Annotated in this window: 18 protein-coding genes and 1 tRNA gene; 7 read left to right on the top strand and 12 right to left on the bottom strand. The window is 69.9% G+C overall.

Annotated elements, in window-relative coordinates; genetic code table 11:
• Positions 1-58: 58 nt before the first annotated feature.
• The 8 genes from GTY96_RS20365 to mxcK form a co-directional block, all read right to left on the bottom strand.
• Entirely contained in the window at positions 59-1336 is a 1278-nt protein-coding gene (locus GTY96_RS20365) for a 3-deoxy-7-phosphoheptulonate synthase class II (protein WP_161665542.1), read from the bottom strand.
• Positions 1333-5685 carry a myxochelin non-ribosomal peptide synthetase MxcG gene (gene mxcG / locus GTY96_RS20360; protein ID WP_161665541.1) on the bottom strand — a complete coding sequence of 1451 codons (4353 nt, stop codon included), beginning with the start codon at positions 5683-5685 and terminating at the stop codon, positions 1333-1335. The genes GTY96_RS20365 and mxcG overlap by 4 nt, the downstream gene beginning before the upstream one ends.
• Positions 5686-5730: 45 nt before the next feature.
• Positions 5731-6636: an isochorismatase family protein gene (locus GTY96_RS20355; RefSeq protein ID WP_143904318.1), complete on the bottom strand. Its 906-nt coding sequence runs from the start codon at positions 6634-6636 to the stop codon at positions 5731-5733.
• 14 nt (positions 6637-6650) lie between these two features.
• Complete coding sequence (locus GTY96_RS20350) at positions 6651-8285, bottom strand: (2,3-dihydroxybenzoyl)adenylate synthase (protein WP_161665540.1); 1635 nt, start codon at positions 8283-8285, stop codon at positions 6651-6653.
• A complete protein-coding gene (gene dhbC / locus GTY96_RS20345; RefSeq protein ID WP_161665539.1) occupies positions 8282-9571 on the bottom strand; it encodes an isochorismate synthase DhbC in 1290 nt (429 codons plus the stop codon). Before dhbC ends, GTY96_RS20350 begins: the two co-directional genes overlap by 4 nt.
• A 78-nt stretch (positions 9572-9649) precedes the next feature.
• Positions 9650-10492 carry a 2,3-dihydro-2,3-dihydroxybenzoate dehydrogenase gene (locus GTY96_RS20340; protein WP_304503227.1) on the bottom strand — a complete coding sequence of 281 codons (843 nt, stop codon included), beginning with the start codon at positions 10490-10492 and terminating at the stop codon, positions 9650-9652.
• 86 nt (positions 10493-10578) lie between these two features.
• Positions 10579-11856, bottom strand: coding sequence for a myxochelin B biosynthesis transaminase MxcL (gene mxcL, locus GTY96_RS20335; protein WP_143904324.1), 1278 nt, complete (start codon positions 11854-11856; stop codon positions 10579-10581).
• A 28-nt stretch (positions 11857-11884) separates the two neighbouring features.
• A complete protein-coding gene (gene mxcK / locus GTY96_RS20330) occupies positions 11885-13114 on the bottom strand; it encodes a myxochelin export MFS transporter MxcK (RefSeq protein WP_143904326.1) in 1230 nt (409 codons plus the stop codon).
• Between the two features lie 287 nt (positions 13115-13401).
• Here mxcK and GTY96_RS20325 point away from each other — a divergent pair, with 287 nt between their 5' ends.
• The 3 genes from GTY96_RS20325 to GTY96_RS20315 all read left to right on the top strand — a co-directional run bounded on the left by GTY96_RS20325 (position 13402) and on the right by GTY96_RS20315 (position 16243).
• A complete protein-coding gene (locus GTY96_RS20325; RefSeq protein ID WP_161665538.1) occupies positions 13402-15099 on the top strand; it encodes a dihydroxyacetone kinase family protein in 1698 nt (565 codons plus the stop codon).
• A 20-nt stretch (positions 15100-15119) separates the two neighbouring features.
• Positions 15120-15182 (top strand) — tRNA-Arg (locus GTY96_RS20320).
• A 434-nt stretch (positions 15183-15616) separates the two neighbouring features.
• The gene (locus GTY96_RS20315; protein WP_143904330.1) at positions 15617-16243 is read left to right on the top strand and encodes a hypothetical protein; all 627 of its coding nucleotides are present in this window, start codon (positions 15617-15619) and stop codon (positions 16241-16243) included.
• 9 nt (positions 16244-16252) lie between these two features.
• On the opposite strand, the gene GTY96_RS20310 is transcribed toward GTY96_RS20315, so the two are convergent.
• Positions 16253-16705: a C40 family peptidase gene (locus GTY96_RS20310; protein ID WP_255442458.1), complete on the bottom strand. Its 453-nt coding sequence runs from the start codon at positions 16703-16705 to the stop codon at positions 16253-16255.
• A gap of 1291 nt (positions 16706-17996) precedes the next feature.
• Between GTY96_RS20310 and GTY96_RS20305 the strand changes: the two genes are divergently transcribed.
• Positions 17997-20423, top strand: a complete 2427-nt coding sequence (locus GTY96_RS20305) for an Ig-like domain-containing protein (protein ID WP_161665537.1) — start codon at positions 17997-17999, stop codon at positions 20421-20423.
• Here GTY96_RS20305 and GTY96_RS20300 read toward each other — a convergent pair.
• Positions 20406-20687 (bottom strand): hypothetical protein, encoded by a 282-nt coding sequence (locus tag GTY96_RS20300; protein ID WP_161665536.1) that lies wholly within the window; start codon positions 20685-20687, stop codon positions 20406-20408. The genes GTY96_RS20305 and GTY96_RS20300 overlap by 18 nt on opposite strands.
• 23 nt (positions 20688-20710) lie before the next feature.
• Positions 20711-22324: an LVIVD repeat-containing protein gene (locus GTY96_RS20295; RefSeq protein WP_161665535.1), complete on the bottom strand. Its 1614-nt coding sequence runs from the start codon at positions 22322-22324 to the stop codon at positions 20711-20713.
• Between the two features lie 128 nt (positions 22325-22452).
• Between GTY96_RS20295 and GTY96_RS20290 the strand changes: the two genes are divergently transcribed.
• Both GTY96_RS20290 and GTY96_RS20285 read left to right on the top strand, forming a co-directional pair.
• The gene (locus GTY96_RS20290) at positions 22453-22935 is read left to right on the top strand and encodes a hypothetical protein (protein WP_143904337.1); all 483 of its coding nucleotides are present in this window, start codon (positions 22453-22455) and stop codon (positions 22933-22935) included.
• A 260-nt stretch (positions 22936-23195) separates the two neighbouring features.
• Positions 23196-23396, top strand: a complete 201-nt coding sequence (locus GTY96_RS20285; RefSeq protein ID WP_161665534.1) for a hypothetical protein — start codon at positions 23196-23198, stop codon at positions 23394-23396.
• Between the two features lie 241 nt (positions 23397-23637).
• Here GTY96_RS20285 and GTY96_RS20280 read toward each other — a convergent pair whose 3' ends face one another.
• Positions 23638-24030, bottom strand: a complete 393-nt coding sequence (locus tag GTY96_RS20280; protein WP_161665533.1) for a winged helix-turn-helix transcriptional regulator — start codon at positions 24028-24030, stop codon at positions 23638-23640.
• 121 nt (positions 24031-24151) lie between these two features.
• On the opposite strand from GTY96_RS20280, the gene GTY96_RS20275 reads away from it, so the two are divergent.
• The gene (locus GTY96_RS20275; protein WP_143904342.1) at positions 24152-24919 is read left to right on the top strand and encodes an SDR family NAD(P)-dependent oxidoreductase; all 768 of its coding nucleotides are present in this window, start codon (positions 24152-24154) and stop codon (positions 24917-24919) included.
• The last annotated feature ends 63 nt before the right edge of the window (positions 24920-24982 follow it).

Genomic DNA, 24982 nt, shown 5'->3' with positions numbered 1-24982 from the left:
TTTCAGCGCCGCGACGTTTACCCGCTTGAGTTCGGAACTGTCAAGGCTCCATGGAAAATCAGGCTGCGCGGTCCTGGGGTGCGCGCACGGTGTGCAGCCCGTCCGCGACGCGGAACGCGAGCTGGAGAGACTGGTCCGCGTTGAGGCGTGGATCGCAGTGCGTGTGGTAGCGGTCGGAGAGGTCGTCCTCGGACACGTCCAGCGGGCCGCCCAGGCACTCGGTGACGTCCTGGCCGGTCATCTCCAGGTGGAGTCCGCCGGGGTGGACGCCTTCGGCGGCGGCGACCTGGAGGAAGCCCATCACCTCCGCGAGGATCCGCTCCAGCGAGCGCGTCTTGTAGCCGTTGTTCGCCTTGTGCGTGTTGCCGTGCATCGGGTCGATGGACCACACCACGGGGCTGCCGTGGCGCTGGGTGGCGGCCATCAGCCGGGGCAGGCGCGCGGCGACCTGATCCGAGCCGAAGCGCCCGATGAGCGTGAGCTTGCCCGGGATGCCCTGGGGGTTGAGCGTGTCGATGAGGCGCACCAGGTCCTCGGGCTCCAGCGAGGGGCCGCACTTGAGGCCGATGGGGTTCTGGATGCCCCGCATGAACTCCACGTGGCCGCCGTCCAGCTGGCGGGTGCGTTCGCCAATCCAGAGCATGTGCGCGGACGTGTCGTACCAGTCGCCCGTGGCTTCATCGACGCGGGTCATGGCCTGCTCGACGTTGAGGAGCAGGGCTTCGTGGCTGGTGAAGAAGTCCACGGGGCGCACGGCGCCTTCGGACTCCGGCCGGTGGCCCAGGAGCCGGGTCAGGTCCGTGTAGCCCTCGCGCGCGAAGGCCCGCACCAGTTGGAGTGTCTCCGCGGACTGGTGGTAGGCGCGAAGCAGGCGCTGGGGATCCGGCGTGCGCTCGCGGGCGTCGAAGTCCATGCCGTTGATGATGTCGCCGCGGTAGCTGGGCAGGGTGACGCCGCCGACGGTCTCCGTGGCGTTGGAGCGCGGCTTGGCGAACTGGCCCGCGATGCGGCCCACCTTCACCACCGGGCAGCCGCCCGCGAAGGTGAGCACCCCGGCCATCTGGAGCAGCAGTTGGAAGGTGCCCCGGACGTTCTGGGCGGAGAACTCCTTGAAGCTCTCCGCGCAGTCGCCGCCCTGGAGCAGGAAGGCCTTGCCCTCGGCGACCTGCCCCAGCGCTTCTCGCAGCCGGCGCGTCTCCTCCGCGTGCACCAGCGACGGCAGGGCGGCGAGCTCGGACTCCACGCGCGCGAGGGCGGAGAGGTCGGGGTAGTCGTCGGGGATGTAGCGGACAGGCTTCGCGCGCCAGGAGGCAGGGGACCAGGAAGGGTTCGTCACGGGAGCGCCGTTTCTTTCGGAGGCAGGATTCCCTGCGCGACGCAGGAGTCGAGATAGCGGTGGAGGAGCTTCCGGTCGGTGGGGGGGCAGCGGACGTCCGTGCCCTCCAGCGCGGCCAGCAGCCGTTCGCAGCGGATGGGGCCCAGGCCGAAGGCCGGCGTGGAGTCCCCGCTGCGCAAGTCGAAGAAGGCGAGCGTGGCGTCGTGGCCGCCCGAGCCCTTCGCGACGCGGTCGCGCCACTCGGGGACGGGACACAGGTCCAGCGGGTAGCCGTAGTCACGCACCCAGCCGAACAGCTCCGCCAGGCGCACCTCCGCCGCCGGCGTCACGTTGAACACCGCGCCCGGCCGAGGCGTGCGCGCGAGCTGGACGATCGCGCGGGCCACGAAGTCCACGGGCGTCCACACCTCGCCCACGTCCAGCAGGGGCAGGGCGCGCACGGGCAGCCCGGCGAGCACGATGCGCCACACGAGGTCCTGGGTGTTGACGAGCGCGGTGTCGGGCGCGCCCACCACGCGGCCCAGCCGGTACACCGTCGCGGGGAGGCCCCGCTCGGAGGCCTGCTGCACCAGCCGCTCCGCGATCCACTTGCTCTGCTGGTAGCCGTCGCGCAGGCCCGGGTGCGCGGGGACGAAGGCCTCTGGCACGTCCGGAGCCAGGTTCGCCTGGGGCGCCACCGCCAGCGTGGAGACGTAGTGGAAGGGCTTGGGGCGCACGGCGGCGGCCAGCTTCAGCAGCTCCCGCGTGCCGCGGACGTTGACGCCCTGGAGGCTGCCGTACTCGCGCACCACGCTGACCACGGCGGCGTTGTGGATGATGGCGTCGCACTCGGCGGCGAGCCCGTGGAAGCGCGTGGCGTCCAGGCCCAGCAGCGGTTGGGACAGGTCCGCCGGAAGCGCGAGCACCCGCGCTTCAATCCCCTCCGTGGGCAGACGCTGGCCCGCCAGCGCGGAGCGCAGCCGCTCCATGGCCTGCGCCTCGTCCTTCGCGCGCACGGGGCAGATGACGCGCGAGTCCGTCCGCGTCAGGAGCTGATGCAGCAGGTGCGCGCCGACGAAGCCCGTGGCGCCCGTGAGGAGGACCTGCCGGAAGCCGGTGCCCCGTCGCGGCGCCTCGTGTGCCCACGCCTCGTGGGTGGTGGTGGGGACGATGTCCTCGCCCAGCTCCGCGTCCGTGAGCATCGCGGGCGTGAGGCCGCCGGGCTCCGAGCCCTCGGCGCTGCCGCGCTGGAGCGCCTGCGCGAGCCCCGACACGGTCGGGTGCCGGAAGACGGTGGCCACGGGCACGTCGCGGCCCACGGCGATGCCCAGCCGGTTGGCCACCTGGATGCTCTGGAGGGACTGGCCGCCCAGCTCGAAGAAGTCGTCCTGGAGCGAAGTGGCGGCGCGGCCCAGGACCTGCTCCCAGACCTCCAGCACCGTGCGCTCCATGGGGGTCGCGGTGGCGAGCAGCGCGGCGCTCGCGTCCGCGGGCAGCGCGTTCTTGAGCGCGTTGCGGTCGATCTTCCCCGTGCTGGTGCGGGGCAGCCGCTCCGCGAAGGCGAAGGCGCCGGGCACCATGGGAGCGGGCAGGGCCGTCAGCAGGTGCTTGCGCAGCTCCGCGGGCGAGGGCTCGGGCGAGGCCACCAGGTGCGCGCACAGCCGTCGCGAGCCCCCCGGCAACACCTGTCCCACGACGGCGGCCTCGCGGACACCGGGATACCGGAGCAACACGGTTTCAACTTCGCCCGGGTCGATGCGGTGCCCGCTGATCTTGAACTCGTCGTCGACGCGGCCCACGAACACGAGCTGGCCGTCCTCCCGCACGCGCGCCTTGTCGCCGGTGCGGTAGGCCCGGGGCGCTCCCTCCAGCGCCTCCAGCCGGGTGAAGCGCGCGGCATCCAACTGGGGGCGGCCCAGGTAGCCCCGCGCGAGCGCGCCGCCCAGCAGGCACAGCTCGCCCTCCTTGCCGGGGGCCACCAGCCGGCCCTGCGGGGTGATGACCGCCGCGACCACGCCGGGCAGCGGACGGCCGATGGGGACCTCCTCACCGGAGGCCAGGGCCTCCGGCCCCGCGAGCGTGGCGACGGTGGCCACGACGGTGGCTTCGGTGGGGCCGTAGGTGTTGAGCAGCCGCACGCGGTCGCCCGCGATCTCCCGCCAGCGAGCGATGCGCTCCGGCAGCGCCGCCTCGCCGCCGATGATGACCGTGCGCAGGGCCTCCGGAAGGCGGGCGGCGCCGGTGGACAGGCTGTAGGCCAGCTCGTGCCAGAAGGCCGTGGGCAGGTCGAGCAGGGTGATGCCGTGCTCGGCGCACGCGTCCATCAGGCGTGGCACCGACTGGAGCATCTCGTCGGTGCGCAGCACCAGCCGCGCGCCCGTGCACAGCGCGACGAAGATCTCCTCGACGCTGGCGTCGAAGTGGAGCGGCGCGAACTGGAGCACCCGATCCTCGGGGCCGACGCCGTAGCGCGGCGTCGCGCCCGCGACGAAGTGGGCCAGGGCGCCGCGCGTGATCTGCACGCCGTTGGGCTGACCGGTGGAGCCCGACGTGTAGATGACATAGGCGAGCCGGGCCTCCGGGTCGGACGCGGCGGGGACGTCCCCTCCCACCGGAGCCACGGGCCCGGATGGGGCCTGCGACTCCAGCCGCTGCACGATCAGGATTCCAGGCGCCGTGGGATCCGCGTCGGGCGTGGGGCGCTCGGACACCAGCATCACGCCGGGGCGTGCGTCCTCCAGGATGGCCGCGTTGCGCGTGGCCGGCCCGGTGGGGTCGATGGGCAGGTAGCCCGCGCCCGCGAACAGCACGCCCAGGGTGGACACGATGGCGTCGATGCCCCGGGGGACCTTCACGGCCACCGCGGTGTCGGCGCGCACGCCCGCTTCCGTGAGCCGCAGCGCCAGGGCCTGGGAGGCCGCAAGCAGCTCGCGGTAGGTCATCCGCCAGCGGCCGTGCTCCACCGCGACCGCCTCCGGCCGGGCCTCGGCCTGTGCCTTCAACAGCTCCAACACAGGGCGCACCGGCGGCACCGGCCCGCCGTCGAGGACCGAAGCCTCCATCCCCGCACCCTGGGGGGCGCGCCGCACGGGCTGCTCGGGCGACGCGAGCAGCGACTCCAGCAGTTGGAGGAACCCACGCTGGTGTTCGGCGAGCGCGGCCTCGGTGTAGCAGGCGGGGTTCGCGTCCAGATCCACGCGCAGGCTTGTCCCACCCGAACGGGCATGGAAGCCGAACGACAGGTCCTCCACCGGACCGGCGGAGATGTTGTGAGCGGTCCCCGGCACGCCCGCGAAGTCCAGGGCGTAGTCGAACGGCATGATGTTGACGACGGGACCGAAGAGCTTCCGCTGGCCACCGACCAGACGCAGGTCGCGGCGGAGCTGCTCGTAGCGGTAGCGCAGGTGGGGGCGCGCGGCCTTCATCTCCGCCGCCACGTCACGCGCCAGGGCATACAGCCCCGCATCCGGCCGCACGGCGATGCGCAGCGGCACGATGTTCATCGCCATGCACGGGACTCGCAGCGACGCCGAACCCAGCCGGCCCATCACCGGCAGGCCCAGCACCGCCTCCGCCGCGCCCGTGCGCTGGTGCAGGTAGACGGCCGTCACCGCGAGCACCAGGTCGGACCAGCTCACGCCCGCCTGCTTCGCGCCGGCCTGGAGGGCGGCCATCATCTCCGGGCGCAGGTGCTCCGAGCGGCGCAGGAAGCGGGAGGACATGGGCGCCGCGTCCGCGAGCAGCGGCGGCACGGGGGCATCCTCGAAGCGCCCCACCCAGAAGTCGCGGTCCTTCTGGAGCTGTGGACCGCTCCGGTACGCCAGGTCCTCGTCCAGCACGGGGCCCAGGCGGCTGAAGCCGGCGGGCGCGACCTTGCCCGCGGCATCAGCCGTGTAGAGCTCCGCCACCCGCCGCGCGAGCAGCGAGAAGCCATAGCCATCCATCGCGATGTGGTGGATGCGCTGGAACCAGAAGGAGCGCTCCGGCCCGACGGTGAGCAGGGCCTGCGCGAACAGCGGCCCTCGCGCGAGGTCCACCGTGCGGCCCAGGTCCTTCCACATCCACTCCTGGGCGGCGGCCCAGGGATCCGCTTCCGCGCTCAGGTCCACGCGCTGGAGCGCCCAGTGCGTGCCGGGATCGATCCGCTGTGCCGGACCCTCATCGCCCGCGATGAAGCGCGAGTGCAGGGCGTCCGCGTCCGCGACCGCGCGGCGCAGGGCGGACTCGAAGCGCGCCGGATCGACCGCGCCCCGGAACTCGATGCACTCGCCCGCGTTGTACACCGGGCTCTGGAGGTCGAGCTGTTGCCCCACCCAGATGCCGTGCTGTGCCGCGGTCAGCGGGCGGTTCTCATCCTGGGGAGGGTGCATGACGGGGGAACTCCGAGGGGAAGGGGGGCCGCCCTCCAGGGCGGATCAGGAGGCGCGGGCGCCAGGGGCCAGCGGGGCGGGCTGCTTCGCGGCGAGCAGCGCGTACCAGTCGGTGAGCGTCGGCTTCTCGGCCAGCTCCACGAAGGACACCTCGGTGCCACCCTGGCGCCAGCGCTCCACCAGGCTCATCAGGCGGATGGAGTCCATGCCGCGCTCGAGCAGGTTGTCGTCCTCGCCAATCGCCGACGCGGACTCCATCAGGAGCTCGGCCACGTCCGCTCGAAGCTGCTCGCGGTCCACCGCCGGGGCGGAGGCACCCACCGGCATGGCGTCGATGAGCTGCTGCGTGGAGGTGACGAACGCGACGAGCTGCGAGGCGTAGTCCAGCGCAAGCCGGTGCTTCTCCAGCGAGAAGTCCGCCACCGCGTCCGCGACCAGGAAGGGCCGCACCTCGCTCATGGAGCCGTCGCTGGCCGTCTGGAGGCAGCCGATGTGCGCGTAGATGCCGCAGATGATCAGCTGGTCACGGCGCTGCTCCCGCATCAGCTCCATCAGGCGCGTGTTGCGGAAGGCGCTGTAGCGCCACTTGGTGAGCACGGTGTCGCCCTCGACGGGAGCGAGCGCCTCGATGATCTGCTGCTTCGGTCCGCTGCGGACGCCAGCGCCCCAGAAGTCCAGCTGGAGGCCGCGCTGCTCGGGGGTCTGGTCGCCGGGCTGCGCGGAGTAAACGACGGGGATGCCCAGCTTCACGGCGTGCGCACGCAGCCGCTGGATGTTGGCCACCAGCTCCGTCACCGGGGACTGGCCCTGCGCGAAGGCGTCCACGAAGTAGCGCTGCATGTCGTGGATGAGCAGCACGGCGCGCCCGGGCTCCGGGGTCCACGAGATCTTGTTGCGGGGCAGGTCCGCCGCGCCGGGCATGGAATAGGGGGCAATGGCAGGCAGTGCCATGGAGGGCTCCTGGTTCAGGGAGAGGGTGTGGAGAGGGACTGGCGCAGGCTGTCGCGCAGCGCCTTCTTGCTGACCTTGCCCACCCCCGTCTGGGGGAAGGCCGCGACGAACTCGATGCGGTCCGGAATCTTGAAGGCCGCGAGCCCTCGCTGGCGCAGGAACGCGTTGAGGGCGGAGGGCGCTGGCGCTTCACCGCGCGGGATGACGACCGCGCAGGTGCGCTCGCCCAGGAACTTGTCCGGAATGGCCACCACGGCGGCGTCGCTGACGGACGGGTGCGCGAGCAGGTGGTTCTCCACCTCCTCCGCCGCGACCTTGTCTCCGCCCCGGTTGATCTGATCCTTCGCGCGTCCCTCGACCACGAGGTGCCCCTCGGGCGTCAGGCGCACGAGGTCGCCCGTGCGGTAGAAGCCATCCGTCGTGAAGGCCTTGGCGTTGTGCGCCTCCGCCTTGTAGTAGCCGCGGATGGTGTAGGGCCCGCGCGTGAGCAGGTGCCCTGTCTCACCGGGGGCCACCGGCACGTCGTCGTCGTCCACCACGCGCAGCTCGTCCGCGTCCGACATGGGGCGGCCCTGCGTGGTGATGATGCGCGCTTCGGGGTCGTCCAGCCGCGTGTAGTTCACCAGGCCCTCGGCCATGCCGAAGACCTGCTGGAGTCCGCAGCCGAGCGTGGGACGCACGCGCGCGGCGGCCTCGTCGCTCAGGCGGGCGCCGCCCACCTGGAGCACCTGGAGGCTGGACAGGTTGTGCCGCTTCGCCAACGACGAGTCCAGCCACACCATCGTCAACGGGGGCACCAGCGCGGTGACGGTGACGCGCTCGCGTTCGATGAGCGGGAAGGCCACCTCCGGGCTGGGGTTCAGCGCCATCACCGCCGTGCCGCCCGCGAAGAAGGCGCCCAGCACGCCGGGCGAGCTCATCGGGAAGTTGTGCGCCGCGGGCAGCGCGCACAGGTACACCGTCTCAGGGGTGAACCGGCACACGTCCACGCTGGCCCGGAGGCTGTAGATGTAGTCGTCGTGGGTGCGGGGGATCAGCTTGGGCACGCCGGTGCTGCCGCCGGACAGCTGGAAGAACGCCACGTCCGACGGCGACGGCCCCTCCAGCGCCACCGGCTCCGTGGGCACGGAGGCCAGCGCGGTGTGCGCCCCCGCGTCGCCCAGGACGAGCACGTGCTTCAGCGTGGGCGTGGTGGCCTTCACCTGGTCCGCGAGGCTTCGGTAGTCAAAGCCGCCGAAGCGATCCGGGATGACGTACGCCACGGCCTCGGTGAAGGCGCAGAAGTAGCCGATCTCCGACGCGCGGTGCGCGGGCAGCGCGAACACGGCCAGGGCGCCCATGCGGAAGAGCGCGAAGATGACCTCGTAGAACTCCGGGACGTTGGGCAACTGCACCACCACGCGGTCACGCGCGCGGATGCCCAGCGCGTGGAGGCCCGTGGCCATGCGGTCCACGCGCGCGTCCAGCTCCGCGTACGTCCAGCGGTGCGCGCCGCCCACCAGCGCCGTGCGCGTTCCGAAGTCGCGGGCACGCTCCCGCAGCAGCTGGCCGAACGTCTCTCCGCGCCAGTAGCCGGCCTCGCGGTAGCGTCGGGCGAAGTCCTCCGGCCAGGCGGGGCAGCCCGGCAGGTGCTCGGGGGCACCGCTCACGGCTGCACCTCGGCGTTGAGGCCCAGGCCCATGGCCAGCAACATGGTGCGGAACTTGGCCTCCGTCTCCGCGAGCTCCGCCTCTGGCGTGGAGCCCACGACGATGCCCGCGCCCGCGAACAACCGCAGGGTGTGCTCGTCGGCCTCCGCGCAGCGGATGGTGACGGCCCACTGACCGTCGCCGTTCGCGTCGCACCAGCCCACCGTGCCGGTGTAGTAGCCCCGGTGGAACGGTTCGATCCGCCCGATGGACTCGTGCGCCAGCGCCGTCGGGTGGCCACACACCGCGGGCGTGGGATGCATGGCCAGCGCCAGCGTCAGCGACGTGATGGAGGGATCCTTCAGCTCGCCCTGGATGCGGCTGGACAGGTGCCACATCGTCTGCGTGCTCACGAGCGACGGCCCCCGGGGCACGTCCAGCGTCTTGCAGAAGGGCCGAAGGGCCTCCGCCACCGCGTCGATGACGACCGCGTGCTCGTGAAGGTCCTTGGGCGAGGTCATCAGCCGCGCCGCCCGCGCCTGATCCTCCACCGGATCCGGGCTGCGCGCCGCCGAGCCCGCGAGCGGATTGGCGAGGACCTGCAACCCCGAGCGCGCCACCAGCAGCTCCGGGCTCGCGCCGATGAGCGTGCGCCGCCCCGAGCCGGGGGCCGCGTCCGCGTGCGGCGGCAGGTCCACCGCGAAGGTGTAACCATGCGGGTTGCGGCGGGCCAGGTTGTGCAGGAGCTGCCGCAGATCCACCGGCGCCGCCGTGTCCACGTGCAGCGAGCGCGACAGCACCACCTTGCGCAGCGGCCCCTCCTGCATGAGCTTCAGCGCCTCCGCCACGCCCTGCATGTAGGCGGCCGGCTCCGGCACCGGGCGCAGCGTGTAGCGTGAGCCCAGGGGAGACTGGGACGGCGCCGAGGCGTCGAACACCATCGGGCCCGCGCGCTGGATGGTCATGGGCACCACCAACTGCGCGGCCACCTTGCCATCGAAGGGCACCGCGCCCACCGCCACCGGGATGTCGTGCGCAGCCTCACGCGAGGCGTCCAGCACCGCCGCCACGCGCTCCGGCAGGCCCTCCAGGGAGTTCGTCCCGCCCGCGTCCGGCACCGTGGCGAACACGCCGCGCGCCAGCATCGTGCGCCGAGGGGACGCGAAGAAGAACGCCCCGGCGTCGTAGTCACGCAGCAGCCGCGCGGCCAACGCCTCCTGCTCCTGCGGCAGGGCAGGGGCGCCCACCACGCCGTCCACGGACCGCGCGTCCTTCTGACGTCCAATGATTTTGGTATCAGGAATCATTCTCAACTCGGAGTGATGCGGGGAGAGGCCCCGAGGGGCCGTCCCAGGAAGGAAGGCAGGGTGGGGGAGCTGGGAGCGCTAGACGCCGAGCGTGGCGCCGCCGTCGATACACAGGTCGTGCATCGTAATGTGGCGGGCCTGGTCGGAGGCGAGGAAGGCCACGGCGTCGGCGATGTCATCCGGCGTGGCGATGCGGCGCAGCGGGATGCCCGTGCGGAAGGTGTCCAGCGAGCCCGCGATGACCGCGTCGCGGCCGGAGTCGTCCGCCCACATCGCCCGCTGCATGGCGGTGTCGGTGGAGCCCGGGGACACGACGTTGCAGCGGATGCCGTGCTGGGCCAGCTCCAATCCCAGACACTTGGTGAACATGGTGGAGGCGGCCTTGGACGCCGCGTAGGCCGCCATCTGCATGCGCGGCACCCCGGCCGCGTTGGAGCCCACCGTCACGATGACGCCGGAGCGGCGGGGCACCATGTGCTTCGCCACCGCGCGCGAGACATGAAACACGCCGTGGGTGTTGACCGCGAACGTGGACATCCAGTCCGCGTCGCTCTGCGTGAGCACCGGGCCCACCCGCAGGATGCCCGCCACGTTGGCCAGCACCTGGATGGGGCCCAGCCGGGACTCGATGACGGCGATGGCGTCCTCGATGCCGTCCTTGTCCCGCACGTCCACCGGGAACGCCGTGGCCTTCAGGCCCTGCTGGCGCAGCTCCGCCACCAGCAGCTCCAGCCCCGCGGCGTTCTGGTCGAACACCGCGACCGGCATCGTGCGCGCCAGCTTGCGCGCCACCGCGGCGCCAATGCCTTGCGCCGCGCCCGTCACCACCGCGTGTCCTGTCGTCGCGCCCATCATCCGCTCGCCGGGGCCGTTCGTCGTGGAATGAGAACGGTTCTCATAATCAGAATCCGGAAGTGCCATGGTCGTGTATTCCTGTCAAGGTGGCTCAAACATGGAATCGCTCGCTGTCCAGAATCTGCGGGGGCGGACGGGCGGAGGACTCCGGTTCAGGCCGCGTGGGCCTTGGCGGCGGTCTCGCGCAGCACCTCGCCGGCGGCGGCGATGGTGTGGTCGATCTGCTCCACGGTGTGCACGGCGCTGATGAAGTTGAGGTCGCGGCGGAGGATGACGCCCCGGCGGGCCATGCCGGCCTGGAAGGGGATCATCTTCTCGATGTGTTCGGGGATGACCTTGCTGAAGCGGAAGAAGGGCACGGCGTCGTAGCCGATGACCTCCAGCGAGGAGCCCGTCTCGCGGGCGTGGGCGTTGACGCCCTCGCGCAGGCGGCGGCCCAGGCTGGCGATGTGTTCGACGTGGTTGGTGCGGCGGTACTCGTGGAGGACGGCCTCGCACACGGCCAGGGAGAGCATCTCACCGCCGAAGGTGGTGGAGACCTGCAGCTCGCTCAGGCGGGAGAGGTACTTCTCCGGGCCGGCGATGGCGGACAGGGGCATGCCCGCGGCGATGCCCTTGGACAGGGTGACGAAGTCCGCCTGGATGTCGAAGTACTGCTGCGCGCCGCCCAGGGCCAGGCGGAAGCCTGTGACGACCTCATCCAGGACGAACATCACGCCGTGCTTCGCGCAGGTGGCCTTCACCTGGAGGAGGAACTCGCGGGTGACGGTGCGGTTGTAGGGGATGGCCAGCAGCACGCAGGCCAGCTGGGCGCCGTGCTTCTCGATGTGCTCGAGGAGCGCGGGCTCGTCCGGGGGCGTGAAGAGCGGCAGCCGGGTGGTGAGCTTCGCCACGGTCGGGGGCACGCCCGGCGTGTCATACATGAAGTGGTCGTGCCAGCCGTTGTAGCCCACGGTGACGATGTGTTCGCGGCCGGTGAGGTGGCGCGCGAGGCGCACGGCGGCGGACGTGGCGTCCGCGCCCGTCTTGAAGAAGCGGGCCATCTCCGCGCCGGGGATGACCTCCACCAGCGCCTTCACGGAGGAGACCTCCACGGGCGTGGGCAGCGAGTGGATGATGCCCTCGGCCAGGTGCTTGCGGATGGTGTCCGCGACGGCCGGGTGGTTGTGGCCCAGCATGTTGGCGCCCAGGGCCTGGATGTAGTCGATGTACTCCTGGCCGTCCGCGTCCTCCACCAGCGCGCCCTGTCCCTTCGCGAGGAACACGGGGAAGGCGCCAGGGGCGAAGTGATCCGGCTTCTTCATCATCGTCTGGGTGACGCCGGGCACCCACTTGCGCGCCTCGGCGAGCAGCTGGTTGGAGCGCTCCAGCTTGAGTTCACCCACGATGGGGCGGGGAAGGGACGGGTGTCGGGGGGCTGCCTGGGACATGACGGGTCCTTGTGGAGGTAAGAGGGATTCAGGGCGCGGGTGTGGGGTCCAGCCGCACGGCGCGGCCAGCGAAGGTCCACAGCAGCCCGAGCGCGAGCGTGGAGATGCCCACCGCGAGCCAGCCCAGCTGGGCGAAACCCAGCAGCGCGCCGTCCGGCCCGGTGGTGAGCAGGAGCCCGCCCATCCACGCGGCGAGCCCGGAGGCGCCATCGCTGGCGGCCATGTTGACGGCGAGGTAGCGGCCCCGGAGCGCGGGGGGCACCTGGGACGCGACCAGCGCCATGGTGGGGATGGCCCGCCCGGAGGTGAGCGTCATGAACAACACGAACACGACGGCCACCACCGGCAGCGGCGACGGCGGCAGGTGGGTGAAGAGCAGGTGCGGTGCCATGGTGGCCACCAGCAGGAGGGCCAGCGCGCGGGCGGGGCCCAGGCGGTCCGCCATCCGGCCAATCCATCGCGAGCTCACGAACGTGGCCGCGCCGCCCGCCAGATAGACCCACGGCAGATCCGTGAGGGACAGGCCCACGTTGCCCACCATGAAGGCGCCCAGGTAGGGGATGAGCAGGAAGCTGGCGAACACCACCGTGAAGGTGAGCCCCCAGCCCAGCGCCAGCCGGGGCGTGAAGCCCGCGGTGGGGGACGCGTTGGAGGCCGCCGCCGGGGACAGGTGTCCGTCCACGCGGGGCAGGAAGCGCAGGAGCAGCAGCCAGACGATCCCCGCGAGCCCGGCGAGGACCCCGAAGGGCAGCCGCCAGCCGCCCAGGTTCGCGAGCCCCAGGCCCAGCGGCACGCCCGCCACCGCGGACAGCGCGTAGGCCGTCATCACGGTGCCAATGGCCTGGCCTCGGCGCTCCGCCGGCACCACGTCACTGACGATGGCGATGACGACCGCCCCCATCAGCCCCGCGCACGCCCCAGCCGCAGTGCGCGCCACGAGCAGCCCCATGGCTCCGGTGGCCGCGCCGCACAGGAGCGTGGCGGCGATGAAGCCCGCGTAGAGCATCAACAGCGTGCGCTTGCGCTCCAGGCGGTCCAGCCAGAACACCCCCAGCACGCCCATGGCCGCGGACGCCAGCGTGTACGCGGACACCAGCGCTCCGAAGCGCGTCGCGGACAGCTCCAGCCGCTGCATCAGCAGGGGGCCCAGCGGCATCAACATCATGAAGTCGACGACGTGCGTGAACTGCACCGCGGCCAGGAGCCACAGCAGCGTGCGCTCTCGCGCGGCGGGGGATGGAGCACTCAAGACAGTCACCTGAATCCAGACACACTCCGGCCCCGACCACGCCCGGCGATGCCAGACAGGGCTCGGCCAGGACCCGGTGCGCTTCGCGCCGGGCCGCCGTGTATGCTTTAAAACTAGCGAATGATAATGAGAATCATCCTCAGAAACGTTCCCGGAGTCAATGGGAAAGCGGTTCTTTGACGCAATCGTCTGGCGGCGGGCTTGTGGGGTGCGTCCGGCTTGACGGGTTGGGGGCGAGGCGGAAAGGGTGGTCGCGTCCGCGCGATCCGTCCCGTGAACCCGACCAGGAGTCGAACGTGAAGAAGCTCGTCAATGCGCCGCGTGCCGTGGTCCAGGAGATGTTGGAGGGGTTCGTGGCGCTGGCGCCGGGGCAGGCGCTGCTGGAGGGGGAGACGGTGGTGGTGCGCGCGGACGTTCCGGCGGCGCCGGGGGCGCGGAAGGTGGCGGTGTTGTCGGGGGGCGGCAGCGGGCACGAGCCGGCGCATGCGGGGTACGTGGGCGCGGGCATGTTGCACGCGGCGGTCGCGGGGGACGTGTTCACGTCACCCAGCGCGGACGCGGTGCTGGCGGCGATCCGCGCGGTGGCGGGGCCGGCGGGGGCGCTGCTCATCGTGAAGAACTACACGGGCGACCGGCTCAACTTCGGGTTGGCGGCGGAGCTGGCGCGCGCGGAGGGCATTCCGACGGAGGTGGTGGTGGTGGCGGACGACGTGGCGTTGCGCGACACGGTGGAGCCGGAGCGGCGCCGGGGCATCGCGGGCGTGGTGCTGGTGCACAAGGTGGCGGGGGCGGCGGCCGCGGCGGGGGCGTCGTTGGCGGAGGTGGTGCGCGAGGCGTCGGCCGCGGCCGCGACGTTGGGCAGCATGGGCGTGGCGCTGGGGCCCTGCACGGTGCCGGCGGCGGGACGGCCGGGGTTCGCGCTGGGCGAGGCGGAGGTGGAGCTGGGCTTGGGCATCCACGGTGAGCAGGGCGTGCGCCGCGTGGCGCTCCAGCCCGCGGACGCGCTGGCGGACACGCTGCTGTCGATCATCGTGGAGGATCGGAAGGTGGGCGCGGGAGACCGCGTGGCGCTGATGGTCAACGGGTTGGGGGGCACGCCGCCCATGGAGCTGGCCATCGTGACGCGCCGGGCGCTGGCGTTCCTGGCGGAGCGGGGCGTGAAGGTGGAGCGCGCGTGGCAGGGCACGTTCCTGTCGGCGCTGGAGATGCCGGGGTGCTCGCTCACGGTGTTGAAGGTGGATGACGCGCGGCTCGAGCGGTTGGACGCGGCCACGGAAGCGCCCGCGTGGCCGGGGAGGGGGCAGGTGGTGACTCAGCGCCGCGTGGTGCCAGCGCGCGGCGCGTTGTCCAGGACGGAAGGGCACGCGAAACCCGAGCCCGAGATGGCGCGGGTGCGCGCGGCGGCGCTGGCGGTGGCGGACGCGTGGGACGCGGCGGAGGCGCGGCTGACGGAGCTGGACAGCGCGGCGGGAGACGGCGACCTGGGGCTGAGCCTCGCGCGCGGGGCGGCGGCGATCCGCGCGTTGCCTGAGGGGGCCTGGGCGACGCCGTCCGGTGCGTTGACGGAGCTGGGGCAGGCGCTGCGGAGGAACATCGGTGGCAGCTCCGGGCCGTTCTACGCGACGGCGTTGCTGCGCGCGGCCCGCCACCTGGCGGACAAGCCGTTGGATGCGGTGGCTTGGGCCAGGGCGTTCGAGGTGGCGGTCGAGGCGGTGTCGGAGCTGGGAGGCGCGCGGCCGGGAGACCGGACGATGGTGGACGCGCTGCACCCGGCCGCCGTGGCGCTGACGCGCGGGGTGCGAGAGGGGAGGTCGCTGGCGGTCGCGTGGGCGGAGGCGGCGCGCGCGGCGGAAGCCGGCGCGGACGCGACGGCGGGCATGTCGCCGCGCCTGGGCCGGGCCAGCTACCTGGGCGAGCGCGCGAAGGGGATTCCGGATGCGGGCGCGGTGGCGGTGGTCATCTGGATGAAGGCGCTGGGCGGAGTCGCGGACTGAGTGGACTGGACGCTTTCCATGGCTCCGTTGGATGGAGCGGCGGTTTCCTGAACCGCAGGCCACAGGTTCGCTTCCTGTCGGGGTTACTGCTCAAGTCCCCGGCCCGACCCAGGAAATTGTCGGGCCGGGGGCGCGAGGCACGGCGGTCGGCCGGAGTTGGGAGTCCAGCGGGAGTTCTGGCGAGGCCCTCGCCGCCTCGCCCCTGCTCCCGGACACCTGGTGGACGTCTGGGCCAGGATCACCGGCGCGGAGAGGACGGCCGCGACGCACGCGGCCAGGGTGATGCTCTTCTTCATGGTGTTGCTCCAGTTGGGGGTTGAGCTGCACCAGAAGGAAGGGGCGCCTCGCTCGGCTCCCCCGTTGGAGGTATTCCCCTCGTCGCACCCGCGACGCCTACTGCCGCGCCATGCATGTCCTGAACTGGCTGGGGCCGAGCATCGAGGCACGCGTCTACTGGGGGCGAGGCGGCCCTTCTGCGCTACAGGAGGCGGTTGAGGCGGGACATCTCTCGGCGTCCATGGCCCTGCGCATCGCCAGAGAGATGCCGCTCCTGGCGTTGGAGGAAGCGGCATGGCGCGTGGGCTACGACTGGTTTTGGGACGCGGAGCACGACCAGCGCGTTGCCGCAACACAGCGGGCCGTCCTCGCAGATGCGTCCGCGGGTGAGCTGGTGGCGGTGCGCCAGGAGATGCTGGAGCGCTGGATGCAACTACGGTGGACAGCCCATGGGCAGCACTCGATGGTGGTGGCGGAGGAGCTGTCTTGCACCGCCCGAACCACGGAGTGCCTCGGCTACACCTGCGACGACGTGACGGTGCGCGAGCGCACGCTGCACGTGTCGCTCCCGGAGGCCGCAGGCATCACGCTCCCGGATGATAGGGGCCGTGATTGGCCTGTCGCGGACATGCTGATTGCGTCGGAGGGAGACGGGCGGCAGTGGCGCGTCATTCTGGAGGCGCCCAGCGACAGCCCGCGGCAGCAGACCATCGCCGCCATCATGATTCACTGGCCCGCTGGCGTGACCGTCGGCGAGGCGCTCGACCAGTTCGATAGAGAGGGCGTGCCGGGCATCGACTGGCGCGGGGTGTGGCGGTGGGTGCTGGGCGTGCTGCTGACGCGGCATCCTCCGCCAACCCGGGCGTAGGCCGCTCAATCAGGAGGCGAAGGGGAGACGCCGGAAGCCCAGGACATCGGGCCGGTACTCCACGCGCGTGAAGGACTTCACTTTCGCCCCGGCAGCCGCCGCGTCCTCCAGGGTGAGCGTCTTGCTGCTGCCTCCTGACGCGCCCACCACCACGCCCGCTCCCACGTGCACCATCACGTGGTCCGGGTCCCCACCCTTGCCGTAGAGCACCAGGTCCCCGGGCAGCAGGTCCGACGCGCTCGCCACCGGAGAGCAGGCGCTCCAGAGGCTGTCCGTGTTGTGCGTCACACGCCAGTCCGGGCCGCCCACCTGGTGGAGCGCCCAGGTCACGAGGCCGCTGCAATCGAAGAGGCGCGGGCCTTCCGGCGAGGCGCGCTGTCCCTTCCCGTTCCACCGGTAGGGCTCATGCATCTGGGAAAGGACAGACTGGAGGAAGGCGGCGCGCTGCAAGCTGGTGGGCACGGCGGGCTCCGGAGGGATCGAGGTGTGGACCAGAGAAGGGGCGCCACGACGATGGGCCGCTCCTTCTCGGTCTGCCCAGTCTCATGGGCAGACGAGAGCATAGAGGCCAGGGCCCATTAGGGAAGATTCGATCCGGAGTCCTTGGTCACAAGGAGCTGGCCCACGGCCAGCATGAGGACGGCGGACTCGGTGCTGACGGGGGGCATGGCCGACAGAAGGGGGCGGCACCTCACCCGAGCGTGAGTGCCCCGTGCTCCCGGCGACCTCCCAGGGTGCCATCAGATCTGCGAATTCAGCGTTAATCCGGATAGGTTGAGTTTTAGTGCTTGTTTGCTTTACGTTTGGTCCATGGCGCCCGATGACCGGGCCGCCATCACAGGAGCCAGCCATGTTGAACAGACTGCTTGCACCAATCGCTCTCTCTCTTTCCCTTGTGGTCACTGCTTGTGGTGGGGATCCCGAGGCCACCGAGCCTACTCCCTCGCAGCCCAGCGAGGCCCTCCAGGGCTATCTTGGACAGGTTGAGCAGGGCACTGCGGTTGTCGACGGACAGGTCAAGTGTTGCCTTGTGAAGTGCGGCACCAATTGGTATGGCAGCAAGGCTGTGACGAAAAATTGCAACGATTGGGGGCAGACGGTCTGCTCGCACCGCTCCCTGCCGTTCACTGACGCGCAGTGGGGGGCCTGCAACTCCTCCGTTGACTGGTTGAGCTAGGCGAGGCTCTACGGCGCTCACCGCACAACTGCGATGAGCGTCTCGCTCATGTAGACAGGCACAGGACGTTACGGCCCCAACTCCTGGCGCCAGCCAGGGACGGACATGTCCAGTTCGCCGGGGCCGAAGCTGCCGCGCTCCGCAAGCCGCTCCAGGGACTGGTCAGTGCGGTAGCAACGCGCGTAGGCCCGGTTTGGCTTGCCCGTTTTCGAAGCACCACTCCTCGACCGTCGCTTCGGAGTCCCTGGTGAGTGGCTTGCCCAACCGCTGCATGACGGCCGCTTCGGTCTCTCCCTTCTGGATGACATTGAACGCAGCCTCCGAGAAGCCAGCCGCGTACTTCGGAGGACACCCCAAGGACCCGAAATCGCATCCACTTCATGGTGTTGACCTGTTCGCGGCCAGCCCGTGGGTGGGTTCCGGGACTTGGGTGCTTATCGATTGGCGTTTGGAAGACATTGGCCATCCGTGTCTTGCGCCTCGAAGCGTTCGCGGTGAGGAGTGGTGTCGTTCATTCCGTGAGGGGCGGGCGGTCCATTCCGGACTTCATCCTGCTCCTCGGGGGGGAGACACTCAATGCGAAGCCGCTCTGGTGGGCCGTGGTCGTGGGCGCTGGGCATGACGCTAGCCTTGTCGCTGGCTGCGTGTGGAGTGGAGTCCCTGGAGGAGAATGTCCGTCCTCCAGAGGGTGAGATGTCGGTCCAGGACGTCGGGGCGTTGACGCACACAGGTCCAGAAGCCGCTTTGGCGTGGGACCCGTATGCGAACGCGGTGGCTTCGGGAACCACGGCGACGGTGCTCAACGCGAGCGCGGCCCTGGGGGCTCCGGACGGGCGGGCCGCGACAGTGCTGGGCCTGCTCAACACGGCGTTGGTGCTGGACCTGGGCCAGAACGAGGAAGGCACCGGCGACCTGCGCGTCTACTACCAGGGCCTCTCGTTGGCGCTCGTGGCGCAGGTGGACTTCCTGAAGGCGGATGGAACCTTCATCGGCTCCAGTTCGTTGCACCTGGTGGAGCTGGGCCTGGGGACCCATATCGCGGTGGCGAAATACCCGGGCAACGTGCCCTATCGCTACGTACGGCTGAAGGGTGCCGTGCTCGCGCTCTACCTGGTGGACGCGGTGGAGACGTCGCTGCGGACCGTCTGTGGTGATGGAGTGCTGGGCGGGTTCGAAGCCTGTGACGATGGCAATCAGCGCTCTGGCGACGGCTGCAACAGTGTCTGCGAGGTGGAGCCGGGCTACACCTGCACGGGGCAGCCCAGCGTTTGTGACAACAACCGAGCACCCACGGTCGAGGACGTCGTGGCGACCACCCCCGAGGACACTTCGGTCGGCATCACCATCCCCGCGGTGGACCCTGACGGTGACGTGCTGGCCTTCTCCTTCACGCTGCCCATCCATGGAACGCTCACGGGTACCGGGGCGTCGGTGACGTACACCCCGAATACGAACTTCAACGGAACGGACACCTTCCAAGTCACCGTCTCCGACGGCAAGAAGCAGGCAACGGCCACCGTCTCGGTCACAGTGACGCCCGTCAACGACGCGCCCGTGGCCACCTCTTCCGCGGTGACGGTGAGCTACAACACGTCGACGCCCATCACGTTGGTGGCTACGGACGTGGATGGGGACGCGCTCACGTTCACCGTGACGACACCTCCCGCGCACGGGACCCTGTCCGGCACGGGCGCCCAGATGCTCTACACACCCGCCGCGGACTTCCAGGGGGCGGACTCGTTCACGTTCACCGCCAGCGACGGCGCGCTCACCTCCAATATCGCGACCGTCACCCTCACCGTCCGGGGGCCGCCGGTCTGCGGCGATGGCTACCTCGATTCGGGTGAGGTGTGTGACGACGGCAACCGCGTCGCGGGGGACGGCTGTCGCGCTGACTGCCAGGGCGTGGAGGTCTGCGGCGACGGCCTGGTCGACAGCGCCACGGGAGAGCAGTGCGACGATGGCGGCACGACCCCCGGCGATGGCTGCGACGCCGAGTGCCAACTGGATGCCTTTTCGAATGTGCCCCCCACGCTCATCAGCGGGACTCTGAACTGCACCACCGCCAACACGAACACCGGGCGCAAGGTCGCGGTGGATGCGCTGGGGCGCTTCTACGTCGTCATGAGGTGCGGCGGCGCGGTCCATGTCAGCGTGAGCTTGGACCGGGGCCACACCTGGGTGGGGCCGACGCCCCTGGGAATCACCAACGCGGCGGAGGTCGCGATTGAAGGAGGCCCCACGGGGGTCGCCTACGTCGCGGCCACCAGCGCGGGCTCCCTCGTATTCACCCGGACCGTCGACGCGGGGGCGAGTTGGGAGGCGCCGCGAACCCTCACGTCGGCAGCCAACCCCACTCTCAGTATGGATTCCAGGGGCGACGCCCTCTACATCTCCGTCTCTCGAGGCAGCAGCACCGGGGTGCGCGTTCTCAGGAACTTCGCACGAGGCGCGAACGATTTCAGCGTGACGGATGTGAACCAGAACAATGTCTATTTCGACGTTGTCGTGGACAAGATCAGTGGAGATGTCTTCTCGGTGAGCGACGACCCCTCCTTCCGCATCCACCGCAGCAGCGACCAGGGGGGCACCTTCGGCCCGCAGAGCTCCCCGCCGGGCCAGGCCTACTTCTCGGACTGGACGGGCTCCAACGGCTTCATCTACGTCACGGGCTCCTTCGGGGATGACAACGTGGACGTCATCCCGGTGTCCGCGCCAGGGACAAGCACCCAGGTACCGGGCCTGCCCACCGACGTCGGTCCCGCGGCCTTCCGGACGATTGACGCGGACGCGCTCGGCAATGCCTACATCGCGTCCCAGCGGGGGACGGGCGACATCCAGTTGGACCGGATGCTCGTGGGGGCCACCATGATTCTGGCCACGGATGCCAGGACGGTGGGGCCGGGGGCCGCGCCAGCGGTCGCGGCGCTCCCATCGAACGGCGGCGCCCTCGTCGCCTATACGAACGGCACCAGCGTCTACGGCTCAGTCGTCGTGTACTGATTCACGCCTCGGACGACTTGCCGCCACGCGGTGGCGGGGATAGGCGCGGGCGACGTCGAGCAGGTGGTGAGCGAAAGCCACCTGCATGCGCTTCATCTTGGAGAGGCCGTCCTTGCATCCCAGAATGGTGGGCGCCAGCCCCTCGAGAATCAACGGCGTGTGGCCCGGTGCCCACTGAATCCTCAGCCCCCGCAAGCCGCTCGCCCGATAGCGGGCGAGGAAGCGCTGGATGTCGCGGGGCGTCGTCCCCAGGTCGGCGGACACGGCAGATTCTTCCGGGCCGTGAATCAGGGCTCGTTGAAGATGAGCAGCCCGCGCGCTGAATCCACCACATAGACATACCCGTCGCCCGGGACGCGCATTCCGATTGCGCCCTCGTAGACGAAGCCCAGCCGTTTCGGGTCGGTCTCACGATAGGTGTTGAAATAGGCAATCTCCTTGGGGTGTGTGGGATTGGCTACGTCGAACACGCGCACTCCCTCCTGGTACCAGGCGACGTACAGCCGGGTGCCCTTCAGGATCATGTTGTGGATGGAGGTGGTGGGGCGCAGCCGGCGCTCGGCGATGAGTTGGATGTGGGCCGGGTCCGTGACATCCAGCACGCGAAGGTGCGCGCCCTCCTGCTCACCGCCTTCGAACGCGATGGTGCGGCCCGCGAAGGTCCCCACCGCGCTGGCATGGCTGTATTGCCGGTTGTAGTGGTATCGACCCAGCTCCTTGACCTGCATGGGGTCGCCCGGGTCGGTGACCAGGAAGCCGATATCCGTGTGGTTGATGTAGAGGCGGCCCTCGTAGGCGAAGGCGTCATGCGGATAGCTGGTGACGAACTCCTCTGACGAGAAGGTGAAGCGGTTGAGCAGGACAGGGGCTTGGGGTGACGTGATGTCGAAGATGATCGTCTGCTGGGGCCGCAGCGCCATGGCATAGAGCCGGTTGCCCTCTACGAACAGGGTGTGCACGTCCAGGGGCGCGCCGCTGGGCACGCTGCGGAGGTAGGTCGGGTCCCCCGGATTCGAGATGTCATAGAGGATGACGCCGGAAGCGCGGGTGGCGATGTAGAGGACGTCGTCCTTGGCCCACGCGGCGTTCCAGTACCCATCGTCCGGCAGGGTAATGACTTTCTTCAGCACGGGGTGGCGGCGGTCGCTGACGTCGAAGACAGTCAAGCCACCCGAGGGCATGTAGTTCTTGAGCTGGATGGACACCACGTAGGCATGGTTCTTCGTGACGTAGACGTCCGCCGGAAAGCCAAGTCCGACAAAGGATTCGGAGACGAGGTTCAGGCCCCCGGAGGACTCGGCCTCACCGCGGCCCCAGGTCATGCGCTCCGAGTCGAACGTGCCCTTCTCCGCGAGCACGCCGTTGCTACAAAACGCATAGCAGCCGGTGATGTGGTTGGGCTCGGGAGCGTCGCAGCCCGCCAGCGCATACTTCGTGACCACACCCCGGGTCGTGGTGAAGATGTTCGCGAGGAACAGGCCCTGGTCATCGAACTGCTGCCGGGTGAGGGGGGTGAAATTCAGGGTTCCGGCGCCGCCATCCTCGGGGAGCAGGATGCCGGCGCCCCCCCAGGGGTACTCGCCGGAGGTCGAGCGCAGCTCCGTCTGGTAGATGCCGTGCCGTGCCGCCGTGCTGAGCGCCCCCAGGTTGCACCTCGACAGGTCGAAGAGGGCAGGGGTGTCGCAGTCAAGCGGGGTTCCGAGCGGGGGAGTGAACTTGCAGGAAGCGAAGACGCCGCGGTCAATCCAGTCGCCCTTCTCCTCAATGGGAGTGGAGGTGCCATCCCACCCCACGACAGGGGGCGTGCCGGCGTCCGGTGTCCCCTGGGGGTCGGCGCAGGCCGTCAGCAGCGTGGGGCAAGCAAGCAGCAGTGCCCCCAGACACCGGGGAAGAAAGGTCATTGATAGGCTCCCTTGCTGGCAGAGGTGGTCTCTGACTTGAGAGGAGCCCCGCAGGTCCGCCGTGATGCGCCGGGTTCCAGGATTGTGTCCTGGCGAGGTGTCACCGGGGGGGAGTATGAGCAACGCCCATGAGCAACGAGCGCACACCTTCCGAACCCGAAGTGATGGAGCCCACGTTCTGGCGGAAGAACGGCTGGACGGCCAAGGTCATCAAGAACGAGGAGGACGACGGCTGGGCCGTGGAGATCCGCAAGCAGGGGATCTCCGAGCCCGTCCTCATCAGCCCGTGGGTGATGGGCCGCGACAAGAAGAATCCCAAACCCTTCGACGCGACGGCGTTCGCGACCTTCGTGAAGACGGCCTCGGAGGTCCTGGATCGCTCCGCGCGACAGCGCGAGCAGGCCATGACCAAGAAGCTCTCCATCGCCTGGGAGGGCCGCTGGTACGAGGTCCGGCTCGAGATGGTGGCCGATGAGTATGAACCCCACGCGCTGCTCTCGGCCATCGACGACGCTGGCGCGACCGTCGCGAAACATCGCGTGTCGGCGAACTTCAAGTTCACCCGGGACGTCGCCAACGAGTGGGTGCGCGGCGGCTTCCGCGAGCCCTGAATCTTGCTGAATCGTTTCTTCACTTTCACGGCCCGGAAGAATCTGCCGTGTCCGCCGACCTGGGGACGACGCCCCGCGACATCCAGCGCTTCCTCGCCCGCCATCGGGCGAGCGGCTTGCGGGGGCTGAGGATTCAGTGGGCACCGGGCCGCACGCCGTTGATTCCCGAGGGGCTGGCGCCGTACCTCGGCAAACCGCAGTGGACGCACGACTGTATGACGGACGTAGGCCTCCAATGACGCCCCCTTGGGTGGAACCGCTTGCCGCACCGGGGGCAGCGCCAGGAATTGGCGTACCAGCCCAGGGCCGCGGAGCCGAAAAACCACGCCCAGACGACGACGCTGTTCCAGGTGCGTGAGGATGAGTGGGCCGTGAAGACCGCGGCGAGGACACAGCCAACGACGATGAAGGTGACGAAGGCAATCCACCTCCGGCGGTACTGCTTCCACTTCGCGGCGTAGGACTCCTCCGTCACGTGCGCCTCCTCGTCTCCAGGGCCCTAATGACAGTGCGGCGGATGCGTCTTGCCATGGACGTAGCTTGCCCATGCCGCCGGACGTCGGCCACATACCATCTGCTCCCCGCGTCCGCAGCAGGGTGCGCCACCGCGGACGAGCGTTCGCGGGCGTGGGCGGCGGCGCGACGCCTGCTTCCCGCATGGTTCCTTCACCGCGGCTTCGCGGTTCCATGCGACCGCCGCTGTCACTTCGACTTGCTCGGCGTGCCGCGCTTCGGTTGCGTGGTGTTCTTGGCGCCGCTCGCAGCGGCGGCCTCGAGCTCGCTTCTGTGCTTCTTTCCCCAATCGCAGAGCGCGCCCACGATTGGCCGCAAGCTCATGCCGAGCTTCGTCGCGGTGTAGACGACACGGGGAGGCACCTCGGCGAAGATCTCGCGGTGGACGATGCCGTGCTCCTCCAGCTCGCGCAGTGACTGCACGAGCATCTTCTGGCTGACGTCGGGGATGAGGCGACGCAGCTCCGAGAGACGCTTCGGGCCGTCGAACAGGAAGTAGAGCGCGAAGACCTTCCAGCGCCCGCCGATCACCCGCAGCGCGCGTTCTGCCGGGACGTGCGGTAGCTCCTTGATGATGGGCATGGTTACCTTTGGGTTCCTATGGAACCACGATGTTCGTAGTTGACCGAAGAGTCTCTAGCTACGAATCGAGTTGTACGCCATCAAGAGTCGGCAAGCCCATGTCGGGCTTGAAAGGACTCCCATGTCGATCGAGAAGACCCCCGTCGCCCTCATCACCGGAGCCAGCCGAGGCATCGGTCGGGCCACCGCGCTCACCCTCGCCGAGCGAGGTGTCGACGTCATCGTCACGTATGTGTCCGCCGAGAAGGAGGCGAACGACGTCGTCGAGAGCATTCGCGACAAGGGCCGCAAGGCCGTCGCGTTGCGGCTCGACCTCGCGATGACAGACACGTTCGATGCGTTTGTTGGCGACGTGAAGACACAGCTCATGCAGACGTGGTCACGCGAGCGTCTCGATTTTCTCGTGAACAACGGTGGCGCGGGTGGCCCGGTGTCCTTCGCCGAGACGACCGAGTCGACGTTCGACGCGCTCGTCGGCGTCCACTTCAAGGGCCCGTTCTTCCTCACGCAAAAGCTCCTGCCCGTGCTCGCCGACGGAGGCCGCATCGTGAACGTCTCGACGGGGTTGACGCGTTACACGATTCCGGGCGTCTCGGTCTACGCGGCGGTGAAGAGCGCGCTCGAAGCCGTCACGCGGGTGCTCGCCCTTGAGCTTGGGCCACGCCGCATCGCCGTGAACTCCGTGGCTCCTGGCGGCATCGTCACCGACTACGGCGGCGGGTTCATGCGCACCAACGAGCAGCTTCGGAAGGCAGTCGTCGCCGAGACGCCGCTCGGTCGTCTTGGAGAACCCGAGGACGTGGCCGACATCATCGCGTCGCTGCTCTCGCACGATACGCGATGGCTCACGGGCCAGCGCATCGAAGCCACCGGCGGCTATCGGCTCTGACCTTCATCGACCTCGTTACCTGCGCACATCTTGTCTTGTTCGAGGTCGCACCGGGAGGTCGCG

Source organism: Corallococcus silvisoli (genome assembly GCF_009909145.1).
Lineage (GTDB): Bacteria > Myxococcota > Myxococcia > Myxococcales > Myxococcaceae > Corallococcus > Corallococcus silvisoli.
The sequence above is the reverse complement of the archived record's forward strand: the minus strand, read 5'-3'. Positions and strand labels throughout refer to the sequence as shown.

Excerpts from the sequence above, each read along its gene's own strand:
- mxcG (WP_161665541.1), bottom strand. The coding sequence starts at position 5,685 with ATGCACCCTCCCCAGGATGAGAACCGCCCGCTGACCGCGGCACAGCAC.
- GTY96_RS20355 (WP_143904318.1), bottom strand. The coding sequence starts at position 6,636 with ATGGCACTGCCTGCCATTGCCCCCTATTCCATGCCCGGCGCGGCGGAC.
- dhbC (WP_161665539.1), bottom strand. The coding sequence starts at position 9,571 with ATGATTCCTGATACCAAAATCATTGGACGTCAGAAGGACGCGCGGTCC.
- GTY96_RS20340 (WP_304503227.1), bottom strand. The coding sequence starts at position 10,492 with ATGGCACTTCCGGATTCTGATTATGAGAACCGTTCTCATTCCACGACG.
- mxcL (WP_143904324.1), bottom strand. The coding sequence starts at position 11,856 with ATGTCCCAGGCAGCCCCCCGACACCCGTCCCTTCCCCGCCCCATCGTG.
- GTY96_RS20315 (WP_143904330.1), top strand. The coding sequence starts at position 15,617 with ATGGCCCTGCGCATCGCCAGAGAGATGCCGCTCCTGGCGTTGGAGGAA.
- GTY96_RS20305 (WP_161665537.1), top strand. The coding sequence starts at position 17,997 with ATGCGAAGCCGCTCTGGTGGGCCGTGGTCGTGGGCGCTGGGCATGACG.
- GTY96_RS20295 (WP_161665535.1), bottom strand. The coding sequence starts at position 22,324 with ATGACCTTTCTTCCCCGGTGTCTGGGGGCACTGCTGCTTGCTTGCCCC.
- GTY96_RS20290 (WP_143904337.1), top strand. The coding sequence starts at position 22,453 with ATGAGCAACGAGCGCACACCTTCCGAACCCGAAGTGATGGAGCCCACG.
- GTY96_RS20280 (WP_161665533.1), bottom strand. The coding sequence starts at position 24,030 with ATGCCCATCATCAAGGAGCTACCGCACGTCCCGGCAGAACGCGCGCTG.
- GTY96_RS20275 (WP_143904342.1), top strand. The coding sequence starts at position 24,152 with ATGTCGATCGAGAAGACCCCCGTCGCCCTCATCACCGGAGCCAGCCGA.